9 protein-coding genes are annotated in these 15055 nt (G+C 65.8%); 3 read left to right on the forward strand and 6 right to left on the reverse strand.

The window, feature by feature from the left end:
• Positions 1-36: 36 nt before the first annotated feature.
• The 3 genes from HEP74_RS21205 to HEP74_RS21215 all read right to left on the reverse strand — a co-directional run bounded on the left by HEP74_RS21205 (position 37) and on the right by HEP74_RS21215 (position 9886).
• Complete coding sequence (locus tag HEP74_RS21205; protein WP_185814546.1) at positions 37-4038, reverse strand: hypothetical protein; 4002 nt, start codon at positions 4036-4038, stop codon at positions 37-39.
• 230 nt (positions 4039-4268) lie between these two features.
• A complete protein-coding gene (locus tag HEP74_RS21210; protein ID WP_185814547.1) occupies positions 4269-8108 on the reverse strand; it encodes a translocation/assembly module TamB domain-containing protein in 3840 nt (1279 codons plus the stop codon).
• Complete coding sequence (locus tag HEP74_RS21215) at positions 8105-9886, reverse strand: autotransporter assembly complex protein TamA (RefSeq protein ID WP_185814548.1); 1782 nt, start codon at positions 9884-9886, stop codon at positions 8105-8107. Before HEP74_RS21215 ends, HEP74_RS21210 begins: the two co-directional genes overlap by 4 nt.
• 408 nt (positions 9887-10294) lie before the next feature.
• Between HEP74_RS21215 and HEP74_RS21220 the strand changes: the two genes are divergently transcribed.
• Together HEP74_RS21220 and HEP74_RS21225 are read left to right on the forward strand one after the other, a co-directional pair.
• Positions 10295-10837, forward strand: coding sequence for a GNAT family N-acetyltransferase (locus HEP74_RS21220; RefSeq protein WP_185814549.1), 543 nt, complete (start codon positions 10295-10297; stop codon positions 10835-10837).
• Positions 10838-10840: 3 nt separating this feature from the next.
• Positions 10841-11383, forward strand: a complete 543-nt coding sequence (locus HEP74_RS21225; protein ID WP_185814550.1) for a DinB family protein — start codon at positions 10841-10843, stop codon at positions 11381-11383.
• Between the two features lie 205 nt (positions 11384-11588).
• On the opposite strand, the gene HEP74_RS21230 is transcribed toward HEP74_RS21225, so the two are convergent.
• Positions 11589-12242: a YceH family protein gene (locus HEP74_RS21230; RefSeq protein ID WP_185814551.1), complete on the reverse strand. Its 654-nt coding sequence runs from the start codon at positions 12240-12242 to the stop codon at positions 11589-11591.
• A 244-nt stretch (positions 12243-12486) separates the two neighbouring features.
• Between HEP74_RS21230 and HEP74_RS21235 the strand changes: the two genes are divergently transcribed.
• Positions 12487-13572, forward strand: a complete 1086-nt coding sequence (locus tag HEP74_RS21235) for an alginate lyase family protein (protein ID WP_255427824.1) — start codon at positions 12487-12489, stop codon at positions 13570-13572.
• 84 nt (positions 13573-13656) lie between these two features.
• Here HEP74_RS21235 and HEP74_RS21240 read toward each other — a convergent pair whose 3' ends face one another.
• Both HEP74_RS21240 and HEP74_RS21245 read right to left on the reverse strand, forming a co-directional pair.
• A complete protein-coding gene (locus tag HEP74_RS21240; protein WP_185814552.1) occupies positions 13657-13968 on the reverse strand; it encodes a hypothetical protein in 312 nt (103 codons plus the stop codon).
• Between the two features lie 762 nt (positions 13969-14730).
• Positions 14731-15054 carry a hypothetical protein gene (locus HEP74_RS21245; RefSeq protein WP_185814553.1) on the reverse strand — a complete coding sequence of 108 codons (324 nt, stop codon included), beginning with the start codon at positions 15052-15054 and terminating at the stop codon, positions 14731-14733.
• Position 15055 lies beyond the last annotated feature (1 nt).

Below are 15055 nucleotides of genomic sequence, written 5' to 3' on the forward strand. Positions count from 1 at the left end.
AGAGCCTGGTCCGGAACTGTCGCCCCCCGCGCGAAGTCAGCTCGCCGACTCGGGCACCTGGCCGGCCGATTCCGCGGTGGCGCGAGCCTTGGCCCATGCCGCCTCGGCTGCGGCAAGCGTGTCGAAATGCTTGAACCACACATCGCCCTTGTAGCTTCGCGGACCCTTGCGAATCGTCAGGATGGCGGCATCGCGATCCAGGCGCAGCGTGGTCAGGTTGCGTGCGTTGCCGAGCTGCAGGCGCTCGATCCGCACGTCGCCACGTTGCCCATGCCAGAGCAGGGCGGCGTCGGCGATGTCGCGCGCGAGGGCATCCAGCAGGGTGTCCACCAGCGCTTGACGCAGCGCATCGCCGGCCGAGATGTCGTCCAGGTCTTCGCCTTCATCGCTGTCGGCCGGCACTATCTGCCGGGACACCTCATCGGTATCGCCCAACAGCCACTGCGGCGCGCCCTGCGCGTCGACCACCAGCGGCTGCCGTGAGGCCACCGGCGTGGCGGCCAGCACTTCGGCCGGGGACAGCAGCCGTATGCCCTGCCCGGGGTAGCGCCAGCCGATCGAGGCATGCTGCTGCCACAACGCCACCAGCGCGTCGGGCAGGGGATGCGCGCGGGCTTGCACCAGTGCTGCGATGTCCGCCTGCGCGGCGGGGCCATCGCAACGCGACTCCAGCGCGGCGCCGGCCGGCTGCAGCGCATGGGCGGCCAGATAACCGGCCAGGCCTTCCAGCGTCTGCGACACAGCCTGGGCAAGCGTGTCGGCTTGCTGGTGGCGCAGATACTCGAATCCCCCCAGCAACGACAGGTCCTGCGGTCGCTTGTCGACGTCGAGGTATTCGATGCTGCAGGTGTAACCGCCGGCGCGGCGCGCGTCCGCTTCCAGCGCGCCCATCGCCACAATGGCGTGCGCGCCCACCAGGCAAGTGTCGCTGGGGTCGTCCCATGCGTTGTAGCGCAGACGCAGCGAGTGGAGATTTTTCCGGCGCGGATCGGCCAGGGAGCGCACGATTGCGCCATGGCCCGGCCGGTACCAGGGGTCGCTGGCCACGAACCCCTGTGGCGGGTGGGCGGCAATACTGTCCAGCAGGCGCGCCGCGGCGTCCGCCGTGGCGCAACGGATGGCGATACGCACCTGGCCGAGGCCTGCCTTGCCGTGTACCGCACTGATCGCCGCGCCGAGGCGGGTCCAGTCGTACAGCGCCTCGCCGCGCCACAAGGTCAGTCGCGCGGAAACATCCACGGCGTCGTGGAAGACGTCCAGCCCAATGGCCTGCTCCGCATGCACCTCGAACGGCGGCGTGGCCAGGCCGTAGCCATCGAAGTAGTGCACGTCCCCCCGCACGTCCTGGAACAACGTGGCGCCGGTGTCGGGATGGCTGAACCACAGGAAGGCCACGTCGGCCCCGGCCAGCTCGCCCAGTGCCTTCGGGGCAAGCCCGATGACGGGCACGCCTTTGCCGCGTGCCTTCTGCAGCCGTGACAGCAACGCAGTCTGTTGTTGCTCTCCCTTGCCATCCAGCGCATTGCGCAACTTGGCCTGCAAGTCGCTGTCGGCGAACGGGTCGAACACGGTGGTGGTGTGCGCTCCCACCTGATAGGCGGTGGCGTCGATCGCGCTCGCGGCCGGATGGAGGGTGCGCACCTGCGCGTACTTCTTCAGCGACAGGGCCGCAACGCAGCCCTTCAACAGCACATATTTGCGCAGTCCGCGCTCGGCCGCGTCCTCCGGTAGCGGCCAGGCCAGCACCAGTTCTGCGAGGTCCAGCGTTTCGCTGTGGCGGCTTTCCCAGCCGTGACTTGCGCAGTACAGGGCCGCCGCGGCGATGGACGGATGCTCGCGCAGGCGCTGCAGGATCTGGCCATGCAATGCCGGCGTCCAGCACTTGTGCACTGCAAAACACAGGCCGCGCGGGAAGCTCTTCTCGTCCCACAGGCGCGAGAACAGGTAGGCGGTGTTGCCAGGCGCCTGTGGGCCCATGTCGCCCAGACACCCGTACAGCATATCGAGCACTTCCTTGCGCGCATGCTCGCCACGCTGCATCGCAGCCGACGCGTCTTCCAGCGCGATGCGGATCGTGTCGGCCATGTCCGCCGACGTCATTGCTTCCAGCACGCGCTTCGCCGGGTAGTCGTCGCTGCCGTCCGGCGCGAGCGCCGCCGCGCGGGCCTGCACGCGGGCCAAGGCCCAGTGGAACAGACGCTGGCGCTGTGCCGTGTCCAGCACCTCCCGCAGGCGCTTGATGGCCTCGCCGACCCGATCGGTCAGCACGCTTTTCACCGGCGCGTCCTGCAACAGGGCCATCAGCGGCTCGAACAGGCGCGCGTCGCTCCAGAAGGTCTGCAGGCCCGCAAGGATGGCGTCGACCCGGTCATCGACGTCCAATTCGGCAAGATAATCGCCGGCCGGCGGCTCGCCGATCATCGCCAGCAGCATGGGGACCAGCGCGTCGCCGGCATCGGTGACGCTGCGGCACAGTTCCGGCAACAGGGACGTCTGCAGTGCGCCGCTCAGCTGCGGCAGCGCGCGCTGCACCAGCGCGATCCGCGTCGGCAGCGTGCTGTCGAGCAAATGGCGGATCGCCCATTGCCGCTCATCATCGTCGTCCGCCAGGTCCGGACGGCGCGCCAGCCGTATCGCCATCGCATCGCGCGTGGCCGGTGCGGCCTGGGCGACGCCCTCGGCGAAGCTGGGAGCATCCCAGATGGTGAGCAGGTCCTCGGCCAGGCGACGGTTATGGGCCAACGCCTCGGCACTGAGCGACGGTTCCTCGTCGCCAAGCAACCGTTGCGCGTGCTCGGCCAGGTCCAGCACGCGCAGCATCAGGTCGTCCCATGCCAGCAGCGGCTGTACGACGGCCAGCAGGGCGCGACCGTCGCCGATGGCCTGGTGAATCGGGTTCAGGAGGATGGTGATGACCTGCCAATCCACGGTCGTTGACGCGGCGAGCAACCGCGTGGCGGTGTCCGCAGCCGCGCCCGCATCCTGGCCCAGGCGCAGTTGCATGCGCGCACGCAGGGCCCATGTCGCCGGCGCATCGGTGTCGCTGATGCGATCCAACGCCTGCAGGGTGGTGGCCGGATCCAGCGCATCGGGATCGCGTTCCAGCGCGCTGTCGATGTGGCCCAGAACCATCGCCCCGACGGACCTGGGCGATACCGCAAGCGCCCGCAGCCGCTGCGCAATCGGCGCCTTGGTGTCGATCTGCGCCCAGACCAGCATGCGTGCACGGCGGTGGCGGAAATCCGGAACGACCGGCAGGTCCGCGTCGTCGGCCATCGCCCCGAAGGTGTCCACGAAGGCGCGCAGCAATGGCGTCTCCACCCCGGCGACCTGCTCCAGCACCTGCGCAAGCCGCGCATCCTGGCCGAGCAGGCGCGTGTGCAGCAGCCAGTAGATCGCCAGATGCACGTCGCCGCGCATCGCGGGCAGCGCCGTCTCGAATTCGCGCTGTTCGTACTCCTTGGTGGGGAAGGTACTCAGATAGTGGTTGAACGCCTCGGCCCCCAACGCATCCGGGCCCTGCAAGGGATGGCCCTGGTCGTCGCAGGCTGGCTGCGAGAGCGCCTGCATCAGCCATTGGTAGCGCGTGAGCAGATTGGCGCTGACGAAGTCCTGCGGGGAGGGCGTCCATGCGTACTCGTGCAACAGCTCCGCCTCCGCATCCTCCCTGTCGTCGCCCACCTCCCAATCGTCGAGTTCGTCCAACTCCAGTTCTTTTTCCCACATCCGCGCACGGAAGGCCCGGTAATCGACCAGGCTAGCGAAACGCGGTTCCACCTGACGGGTCTCGTGGTCCTGCCACCACACCTGGCCGCCTCCCCGCAGGTCCAGCAGGGTGTAGTTGTCGCCGGCGTCGTCCAGCACGACGAAGCCGGAAAGCGTCTTGTCGATGCCGCCGAAGTACCGCGGATTGTTGCCCAGGTGCGCCTGGACCAGATCGGGGACATCCAGCGCGGCGAAATCGGAGGTGATCGCCGCAACGATCTGCTCGGTAAGCGGGAGCGCATAGAAGCGCGAATAAGAAGAAATCAAGTCCACGGTGTCATCCATGTTTACGTAGGAAAGGTGCAGCAAGGCTCGGCATTTCCATCCATGCCTGCAGATCGAGTGTCGTGCCCAAGGCCCGCTACCGGCCGGCGAGTTTACAAGATGTCATCGTGGTAGCGCGCTGGAGAACTTTGTGTCCGCGGGCAGCGGCTGGCGCAACGATCCGCTTCGGCGGCATTGCCGCGCGAGCAAGAAGGCTTGCAAAGATGAAAGACGAAAGCCTACTTCTCCTTCCGCCAATTAAGCGACCCACGATTCTCCACCGTACTCGATTCCACCTCCGCGTCGAAACCGCGGCCGAGCAGATATTTCAGGGTCAACACCGAACCACTGCCAACCAACGACACGCCGTAACTGACGTAGAGTTTCGGCGACAGATATTTGCCGAAACCGACCACCGAGCCGCCGAGGGTCCGCGATTGGCTGACGCCGGCGTCGTCGAAGCCGAGCCTGGCGCCGAGTTGCGAGGCAAGGATGCCGCTGCCGGCCGACAACGCGCTGGCCGCGGCGGTGACTTGGTCGGCTTCGTCGCTGCTGGCGTTGCTGAGGCTGCGGCCGAGTACCAGATACGACATCGCTTCGGATTGCGACATCGATGGGTCCGACCACACGTCGGCACGCGGCGCGGTGGCGCGGCCGGTGACGTCGATGCCGGCGGTGACGTCGCCGACCTTGCGTTGCGCGCGCATGTTGATGCGCGGGTCGGAGACGATGTTGTTGCTCCAGGTCAGCTGGCCGCGGGTGATGGTCAGGTCCTGGCCGTAGGCCTTGTACTGGCCGCTGACGTCGAGGCCGCCGGTGGCGGTCATCTCGCGGCCCTGGCGCGAGCGCACCTGCATGGCGCCGGTCAGCGCGCCCTTCAGGCCGAAGCCGGCCATCTTGACCTGATCGCCGAGCACCACGCGCAGATCCATTTCCAGCGGCGAACTCGGCGCTTCTTCGGGGTCGGCCGGATCCAGCACCACCACGTCCTCGGACACCGAGGTGCCGCGGTCGAGCCGCTCAAGGTCGATGTCCGCCGACGGCACGGTGACCTGGCCATTCAATTTCATGGTCTTGTTGGCGATGCCGAACTGCAGGTCCGGATTGGCCACCGCGCGCAGTTCGGCGGTATTGGACACCAGCACGTTGGTGCCGCGGATGTTCAACTGCAGCGGCGTGGTGTCGCCATACCAGGACAGACCGCCTTCGACGTTGAGCGTGCCTTCGCCGGATTTGACCGAAGCCACGATGCGCGCCGAGCCGTCCGGCTGCGCGTCGAAGCGGCCCTTGCCTTCGCTCAGGGTCAGGCCCAGCGCCGGTAGCTCGCCGGTAAAGTCGCTGAGCGTTGCGTTGCCGCCCATCGACGGCTGCGAGCGCGTGCCGCGCAAGCTGACGTGGCCTTCGACCAGGCCCTTGGGCCGGACCAGGTCGGGCGAGAACAGCTCCATCCAGTACAGCCGCGACATGTTCATGTAGATCTCGCCGTTGAGCGGCGCGTACGCATCCCAGCCGGTATCGACGGTGGCGTCGATGAAGCCGTCGCCCTTGAAGCCGACGCCGAGCTTGGAGTGGATGTGCTGGGCGGTGAAGTCGGTGACGAAACTGAACTGGTCGTAGCGCACCAGTTCGCCGCGTGCGTTGTCGCCCAGGCGCAAGCCGCCTTCCGGCGAGGCCAGGCGCAGCGATCCCTGCCAGGCGTTGCCTGCCGGCTTGAAACTGCCGTCGAGCGTGAGTTCGCCGCGTAGGTACATCTTGCGGCCGCTGTTGGGCGGCAACCACGGTTGCACCAGCGACAGCGGCAGCGCGTCGCCGCGCACGGTCAGGCCCTGCTTGGGCCAGTTGGCGGCCAAGCACAACGCGCCGCCGCCGCTCGCGCCGAGGCAGGTATCGGAAAGCGTAAACGCGCTGCCGGCGATGGCGAACGTGGCCGGTTGCCGCAGTTGCCACGGCTCGCCCTTGGCCGGTGCCACCCGCAGCGTGTTCAAGCCGCCCTGCCAACGCGCGCCATCGCGGCGCAGCTGCCCGGCGAAGGCGAGCGCGCCCATGTCGTTGTGGGTGTCGGCATCGAGCTGCAGGTTTTCCACCGCGCCGCGCGCATCCACGCGCAACGTCTCCAGCGCCACGCCGGCGCTGATCGCGCTGCCGCGCAGCGCCAGTTCGCCGCCGCTGCCGCGCCACGGCAGGCGCCCGCGCAGGCTGACGCTGTCGGCGCCGTAGCTGTCCCACTTCAGGCCGTTGCCGCTGAGGTCGGCGGTGAGGTCGGGCGCATCGCGGCGGCCCTTGACCTGCACGCTGCCGCGCAGGCTGCCGATGGCGCCGGGCAGCAGGTCGGCCAGTTGCAGCGGCTGCAGCTGCGCATCGATGTCGAGCTGGTCGCCGACCTTGCCCTGCGCCTGCACGCGGCTGTCGCCCAGCGCCAGTTGCAGCTTGCCTTCGCCCTGCTCGCCCTGCAGCGCGAACTTGCCGTTGGCGTCGAGCGGACGGCTGCGCAGCTTTCCGTTCAAGCGCGGCACGTCGAGGCTGGCCTGGTAGCCGGCGGCGCTGCCATCGGCATGCGCCGGCAACTGCTTGCCCTTGGAGGCGAACTGGCCCGACAGGTTGCCGTCCCAGCCCGGTGCGAAGTAGCCGGGATCGAAGCCGGCCAGCTTGGCATTCAGATCCCAGCTCAGTTCCGGAGCCCACACCACTTCGCCGCCGAGATCGAGCATGCCGCTGGGCATCTTCGCCTGCACCTGCGCCAGCTGCGCGCGCTGGTCGTTGCCGCGCACGTCGAGGTGCAGTTCGGCGCTGTCCTTGCCGCGCGCCACGGTGGCCTCGCCGTAGGTGGCCCACTGCTGCAGCGTGCCGGCCAGGCCGAGGTTGGCGTCGACCAGCTTGATCGGCACGGCCGGCGCGTCCGGGGTGGACGGATCCGGCGCGGTAGCGAAATTCAGGCCGCTGGCGTTGACCGAGAAGCGGAACGTGGCGTTGTTCGGATCGCGGAAGTCGGCGGTGCCGCGCAGCCGCGCCTGGCCGTCGAAGGCGCGCAGTTGCAGCGGCGCCACGGTGAGCACCTGGTTGTCCAGGCGCACGTTGGACGGGTCCAGCGTCAGCTTCTGCGCGCCGTATGCGAGCTGGCCTTGCAGCTTGGCGTCGCCGCCCTTGCCCGACGCACTCAGGTCGAACGCGATCGGTTCGCTGGCGGGGGCCGCGGTATCGCCGGGCGGCACGAACAGCGACGGGTCCAGCGCCTTGCTGCTCGCCGCGAACTGCCAGGTGGGATCGGTGCGGCCGGTGAACACCAGCGTGGTGCGCAGCGGCGCCGGCGCGTTGCCGGCGATCGCCACTTCCATCTTGTCCAGATTGCCGCGCGCGACCAGGCCCAGCCGCGCCGGGGTGCGCCCGCGCGCGGCCGGCAACACCGCGCTGGCGGTGAGGTTGGCCTTGTAGTCCTGCGCCGGCACGTAATCGCCATCGACACGGAAATCGCCTCGGTCGCTGGTCACCAGCAGCTGCCTGGCGCGGAATTCGCCATTGGCCACTTCGATGCCGCCGCGCAGCGTGTGGATGTCGATCATCGGCTGCTGCGCCTGGGTGATGCGCAGTCCGTCGATCAGGATGCGATCGGCCTGCAGCGCCAGCGGCACTTCCATCTGCGGCAGCGACTGCGGCCAGCTCGGCAGTTCGAACGGTTCGTCGCTCTTGGCCAGGTTGAGCGTGGCGTTCTTCAGCTGCAGCGTGTCGAGCTGCAGCTTACGCCCGAGCAGCGGGCGGATGTCCGGATCCAGGTAGGCGCGCTCGGCGGTGAAGTGAATCTGGTCGTAGCGGAAATCCAGGTTGTACAGGGTCAGCGGGCCGGCCAGCGGGCCTTCGGCGCGCTCCCAGGTCAACGATGAACCAGCCGGCAGCCGCGCCACGATCTGCGCCAGCAGCACATCGCGTCCGGCCACCGTCTGCAGCAGCCAGTACAGCGCCAGCAAGGTCAGCAAACCCAGCCCGGCAATGGTCAGTCCTGAGCCCCACCAGAAACGCTTGCGCCGGTAGAAGCGCGGTCGCCGCGACGGCGGCGGTGCAGGCGTGGCGGGGCCGGTCGCGCTCACAGGTTGGCTCCGATGTTGAGATAGAGCTGGAACTGCGAGTCGGGATCGTTCAGGCCATGCGCGATGTCCACCCGCACCGGCCCCACCGGCGAGCGCCAGCGCACGCCGAAGCCGACGCCGGTGTGCCAGTCGGGGGTATCGTCGAAGGCGCTGCCGCTGTCGACGAACACCGCGCCGCCCCACGGCCCGCCCTTGAAGTAATGCTCGTATTCGGCGCTGCCGGTGAGCACGTTCTTGGCGCCGAGTGCGAAGCGGTCAGGCTTGGCGGTACGCGGGCCGACCTCGCGGAACGCGTAACCGCGGATGCTGTTGTCGCCGCCGGCGAAGAAACGCAGGCTCGGTGGCATCGCCACCAGCGCATTGGTCCAGGTGCTGCCGGCTTCGCCGCGCAGGAGCAGGCGGCTGTTGTCGCCCAGTCCCTGGAACCAGCTCAGGCGCATGTGCGCCTGGGTGAAGCTGGCGTCCGAGCCCAGCCCTTCGGCGCCGGCGCGCAGGCTGAGGTTGCCGCTGAAGCCCTTGCGCGGGAATACCTTGTCGTCCACGCCCACATAGTCGGCTTCGATCTGCGGATAGACCAGCGTGGAGTACTGATACAGCGCGTTGTCGAACACCTCGTCGGTGGCGTAGCGCCAGCGCTCGCGCAGCGCGTTGAGCGAGGCGATCGCGGTCCAGTGTTCGTTGATCTCGCCGCTGCGGCTGCCGGTGAGCTTGAGGTTGCGCAGGTCGATGTAGTCGGTCTGCTCGTCGTAGGCGCGCATTGAGGCGGTGTACCAGCCGTCGAGCCAGCGGAACGCCGGCACCCGGTAGCTGGTGATCAGGCTCTTGCGCTTCTGCGCATAGTCCAACTGGGTGCTGAGCTTGTGCCCGCGCGCGTTGACGTAGCGGCGGTCCACGCCCAGGCGCACGCCGGCGCCGCTCTCGCTGCCGTAGCTGATGCCGCTGGTGTAGATGCTGCGCTTGGCGCGGGTCAGGTTCACGTCGACCGGCACGTTGCCGTCGGCGTCGGCCTCTTCGGGCTTGGGCTGGATGTCGACGGTGCTGAAATAGTCGAGCTTGACCAGCGACTCGCGCAGCCGGTCCAGCTTGCCTTCGTGGTAGTAGCTGCCTTCGTCCCAGTACACCAGCGGATCGAACAGGTCCTGATTGAAATAGTCCTGGTGGAAGCGGATCGCGCCCATGTTGTAGCGGCGGCCGCTGTCCCAGCTCAGGTCGATGTCGGCGGCATGGTCGGCGCGGGTCACCTCGACCCGGCGCTGGGTGAAGTCGGCATCGAAGTAGCCGCGCTCGGCCAGGCGCCGGGTGATGGCGACCTTGCTGGTCTCGTAGGTGGTGTGGTCGAAGACCTCATTGGCCTTGGGATGGAACTTCTGCAGGTCCTCGCCCAGGTAGCTGTCGTCCTCGGCCGGCCCGGTGATGCCCACATGGAAGTTGCGCACCCGCACCGGCTCGCCCTTGTCCACGTGCAGGGTGACGGTCAGCTTGTCGTCGTTGCGCGGCGCCTCGACGGTGATGGTCGGGGTGTAGTAGCCGAACGGCTCCAGCGCCTGCCGGGTCTGCCGCTCGGCCTGGCTCAGCAGGTACTCCAGGCGCGATTCGCCCTGGACCTTGCCGATGGTCTGGTACAGCGACAGCGAGACTTCGATGTTCTCGATCATCGCCGCGTCGTCGTCCTTGTCCAGGCCTTGTATCTGGACTTTTTCAATCGTGCCGCGCGCCTGGACGAGGCCGGCCAGCGACAGCAAGGACAAGAGCAGGGCGAGGCGGGGGATGGATCGCATGGGCGCCAGAATACCGACACACCGTGTGAAGCTGTTAACTAGACGTTTGCTTGCATCTGTCGGCAAGGTCGCGTAAGCGGCAGGCCGGGCGTCGTTGCCGTGGTCCTGTGCGGCATTGACGGTCGCGTCGGCAGTGGCGCCCCGCGTCGGTACAGCATGGTTTGGGATGCCCGCCTAAGTGGGTACCCTGCGCTGCCGGATGCCATCTTGCGCGGCGGTGGGAGGCCCTCACTCGCCGCTGCCTGCGCATCGGCGGCTTGGCCATAGGGCCGACGAGCCGGCAGCAGACGACGTCTTCCTTCGCGCGGCGAAGCCGTACAAGCGCCGCGTGTCCCGCGCCCCCTCCGCAGCTTGCCAATCCGCACAGGCCGCGCCACGCTGGCGCGATCGCCATCCCAAGGACGTGCAGTGTCCACCGTGATCGAAACCGCGCGCCTGCGCCTGCGCTTGCTGGAGCCGGACCGCGACGCCGCCGCGATGCTGGCGTTGCTCAACGACCCCGGCTTCCTGGCCCATATCGGCGACCGCGGCGTGCGCGACGAAGACCAGGCGCGCCGCTACCTCGCCGACGGCGCGGTGCTCAGCTATGCCCAGAACGGCTTTGGCCTGTATGCCGTGGAACGCCGCGACGACGGCGCCTGGCTCGGCGTGGCCGGCCTGGTGCTGCGTCCCGCCCTGCCCTGCCCGGACCTGGGCTATGCCCTGTTGCAGCCTTACGAAGGCCACGGCTATGCCAGCGAAGCCGCGCGCGCTGTCCTGACGTACGCGCAACACACCCTAGCGCTGCCGCGCCTGTGCGCGATCGTGGCACCGGACAACGCGCGCTCGACGCGATTGCTGAAGGCGCTGGGTTTCGCCGCACAGGGCCGCATGCGGATCGCCACGGATGCCCACGAGGTCGAGCTGTACGCACGCGACCTGTCTGCCTCGAACGAGCGACCGGAGGCTTGAACCGTGGATACCCTGGAATCGCTGCAGTTGCTGGCGCGCTACAACCAATGGATGAACGAGCGCTTGTATGCGGCCGCAGCGACCCTGCCGGAACAGGCCGTCGCACAGCCGCGTGGTGCTTTCTTCGGCTCGCTGCTGGGCACGCTCAACCACCTGGTGGTGGCCGATACGATCTGGCTGCAGCGTTTCGCCGAGCATCCGGCGCAGTACCCGGCACTGAGCGCGATCGCCGCCGCTCCGATTCCCGCCGCGCTGGATGCAGTGCAGGCCACGACCCTGGCTGCACTATCGACCCAGCGCCAGACGCTGGACGCCACCACCACCACCTGGATGACGCAGGTGAGCGCCGCGGACCTGGACATCACGCTGCATTACCGCAACACCCGCGGCGACGCCCATCGCCGGCGCTTCGGAGATGTGCTGCTGCACTTCTTCAATCACCAGACCCACCATCGCGGCCAAGCCACCACCCTGCTCAGCCAGGCCGGCGCGGAGGTGGGCGTGACCGATCTGCTGATGTTGATTCCGCAGATGGAGATCGAATGAGGATCGATGCAGCCGGTGGCGCGACAGTCGTACGCGCCAGCAACAGTGGAGACAGCAGGATCCGAACGTCCAGCGTCGCCGAGCGGTTGGCAGAAACCGCTCGCGGCATCGCCTTCGACAAGTCGCTGAGCAAGGCAATGATGCCGAAGACACGCTAGCGACGCGCGCCAGCGCACTGCCGCCAGCCTCCTGCGTGACAACGGCGCTATGCCGTACTGCTCTGCGCCTGCAATGCGGCGACGATCTCGCGCAGCTCCGCAACCTCGGCCTCCAACGCCTGCACCCGCGCTTCCAGCTCGTCGTTGCCGGACGTCGCCGGGCGCGCCTTGAACGACGCTGACAGCGCCTCCGCATCGATCGGCCCGCCGAGCAGATGCATGTAGCGATCCTCGCGCTGGCCGCTGGCGCGCGGCAACTGCACCGCCAACTGGCGCTGTGCCAGGCGCTCCAACTGGTGGCGCACGTCCTCGGCATCGGCGAAGCGTGCCATGCGCTCGGCCCGCGCCAGCAGCTCGTTCGCCGTCTGCGGGCCGCGCAGCAACAGCAGCCCGATCAGGATCACCTGCTGCTGGGTCAGATCCAATGCCGCTGCCAACCGATGCTCGTAGCGCACAGCACGCGAAGAGAACTGCTGCCGCGCAATCCCCCGCCCTTCCAGCTGGCGCAGCGCATGCTGCACATCGCCCGGACTCAGCGACATCACCGGCTCGCGCGAGGTCTTCTGGTTGGCGGCCACCACCGTCGCATTGACCGTGAGCGGATACGCATCCGGCGTGGTGGCTTCCTTTTCGATCAGGCAGCCGAGCGCACGGGCTTCGACGGCGGAGAGAACAAGGGGTTGTGACGCATCGGTCGTCATCGTGGGAAGCCAGCAGCAAGGGTGGCTAGGATAGCCCGGCATGCGGCATCAACTGGGATTTCCCTCTCATCGTGCCGTGCAGCCAGCGCTTGCACCATCATCTTGCCGCCAGGTTGCGGCGCATTGTCTGGCAGATGCAGCGATGGTCGCTGCCTCCCGCCCTCTTGCCTGAAGCCACGCCCGGTTCATGGCGCGCGGCATAGATTCGTCCACGTCGTGATCGCCGCGCCCGCACGGAGTGCCCATGTCTTTCGCCAGGTTGCGAGTAAGCCTCGCCATCGCCGTCCTTGCCCTGTCCACATGCGCCCCAGCCGCTGCCATGCAGCGCCTTTGGCCGACCGAGCAGCAATGGCGCCAACTCGGAACCGGTAGCGACGCGACTGCCGCGCAACTGCGCCTGGCTGACACGGCGCTTCACGACACCGCGCACCCCATCGCCGTGCTGAGCACCGCCGGCCGCCTGAAAGGCGACCCTGTCAAGGCAAGCACCGAAGCGAGCCTAGGCGACATGCGCAAGATCCAGGCGCTGGCCGTGGCCTATGCCCTGACCGGCGAGGAGCGCTATGCAACGAAAGCCGGCAACTATCTCGGCCAATGGGCCGCAGTGAACCAGCCGACCGGTCAACCCATCGACGAGACCGGCCTGGAGCCGGCGATCTTTGCCTACCGCATCGTCAGGAAGGAATTGCCCACCGGCACCCGCCATGACGTCGACGACTGGATGCGGCGCATTGCGCGTGCCGAGATCGCGTCGCGCGATATCAAGCGCAAGACCGCCACCAACAACTGGCATAGCCATCGCTTGAAGACCGTCGGCCTGATCGGCATCGCGCTGGACGACGACGCATTGATCGCCTATGCCAGGGATGGATTCAAGCAACAGATCGGCGACAACCTGCGCCCGGACGGCCAGAGCATCGACTTCATCGAGCGCGATGCGCTGTCCTACCATGTCTATGACCTGCGCCCCCTGGTGACTCTCGCCTTGGCCTTCTCCGAGCGTGGCGACGACCTGTATCACTGGCAGGCGCGCAGCGGCGCCTCGCTCGCACACAGTGTGCAATGGCTGCTGCCCTACCTCCGCGGCGACAAGACCCATGCCGAATTCGTGGGCAGCGACGTCGCCTTCGACAAGGCCCGCTCGCGCAACGGCGAAGCGGGCCATGTGGTCGGCAGCGTCTACGCCCCGCGCGACGCATTGCCGTTGCTGTCGTTGACGGCCGCCTACGATGCCGAGAGCGCGCGCCTGGCGACGCAGTTCGGTAGCGACACGGTGGACCTGCGCCTGGCTTTGAGCTTGCTGCCGGCGCACGCCGAGCAAAAAAGCTAGTAGATCGCGCGGCTGCTCAGGCCGTAATGTCCTAGAGTCCGCAAGCATGCCGCGCACATTTTACATGACAGAATCTATTTCGCACTATTTACAGCGAATATCGAATTCTTTATCTATCTCCAATTCAGTCTTGAAACCAAGAATAAGCCCGACCTCTAGCAATTTTACCGCCAATTTACCGGATAAATTGAATGGATATTTATCCAATAGACACACTATATTTTCATAAGCCAAACTGCACTCTCCCGCATCATCAATCCACTCCATCATTTGATCCATTTGATCCGAATATGACATCCCGCAATCGGGAAAGTGAACCGCAACGCCAGGCTGGTTGATTAGCCCAAAAACTATTAATTTTAGATTTTTTTCTATTAGATTATAATTATTTTTCATGACTTAGGATTCTCTGGAGTATTAGCGGATATCCAGTAACGATTCTGCAGAAACGGAGTCAGAGTGCACTTTTTCTCTTCCGTCAGTTTAACCTTCGGCTACCGATCTATCCCCGCAGCGGGCCCGGCGTGATGGCCAAGTTGACGCTCAATGGCAGTACGAAAGCGGTCGTTGCCCAGCGCATGTTGGCGCCGCAGGTTGAGACGGATGGCAGCTGTCTTGTCCATAGCGGCGACCTAGCGAGTGCATCAGCGTTGGCATCGTGCCGGTTTGCTGGCTGGTGAGCAGCAAGTGCACAGGGTTGGTCATCAACACATAAGCATGCACGGCAACTCTGAGCTTGATCGAAAGTTCGTGCAGATCCTGCAGATAGCGCGTCCGGTCGATGTCGGTAAAAAAGCCTGGCTACCGGTCACTGCCCCGCTGCACGATATGCTGGGCGACGCCGAGGAGATCCAGTCGGGGGGGCGCGTGGCATGTCCCATCCTTCGCTCTGCGGTGGGACCAGCGTCGTTTATCCAAGACCCCATCAGGTAAGCGCCTGAGCTTGGGTCGGGAAAGTACACTCTGACCCCGGTTTCCCGGTTTTTTTGGGATGCCAACTGCTTTGGGCTGCAAAGCGAAGATGCTTTTTTAAGTAAACCCGAGCCTGTTATCCATTATAGATCCTATAATCCATTAACCATAAAATAGCGTGGCATCTAGCGCCACCTCATGGAACCATATTTTAATAATATAATTGCTTAAATAACAACTTAAAATCTACTGTGTCGACCCATAAAAAAACTCAGTTTTAGCAGCGCCAGATGAATCTACCGTTATGAGAAATTTACTCCAATTCCCACCCGTATGATTTTCCATTAAATCATGCAGCTCACGAATAAGTGCGGAAGCCTCATCTTCCGGATCATCTAATAGCTTGCTAAAAGATACTCCATCGCAAACAAAAGAATACTCCGATCCTACAGACCAACTGTCGTCGTATTTTTCATACGAAAATTCGCAACGCAATTCATCATAACTCTCAAGAGCAGAGCCATGCATTAGCTGAACAATCCTATTAAGTATATAAATCTGCCTATCCATG

It is taken from the genome of Xanthomonas sp. SS (genome assembly GCF_014236835.1).
GTDB lineage: Bacteria > Pseudomonadota > Gammaproteobacteria > Xanthomonadales > Xanthomonadaceae > Xanthomonas_A.

Excerpts from the sequence above, each read along its gene's own strand:
- HEP74_RS21215 (WP_185814548.1), bottom strand. The coding sequence starts at position 9,886 with ATGCGATCCATCCCCCGCCTCGCCCTGCTCTTGTCCTTGCTGTCGCTG.
- HEP74_RS21230 (WP_185814551.1), bottom strand. The coding sequence starts at position 12,242 with ATGACGACCGATGCGTCACAACCCCTTGTTCTCTCCGCCGTCGAAGCC.
- HEP74_RS21235 (WP_255427824.1), top strand. The coding sequence starts at position 12,487 with ATGTCTTTCGCCAGGTTGCGAGTAAGCCTCGCCATCGCCGTCCTTGCC.
- HEP74_RS21240 (WP_185814552.1), bottom strand. The coding sequence starts at position 13,968 with ATGAAAAATAATTATAATCTAATAGAAAAAAATCTAAAATTAATAGTT.
- HEP74_RS21245 (WP_185814553.1), bottom strand. The coding sequence starts at position 15,054 with ATGGATAGGCAGATTTATATACTTAATAGGATTGTTCAGCTAATGCAT.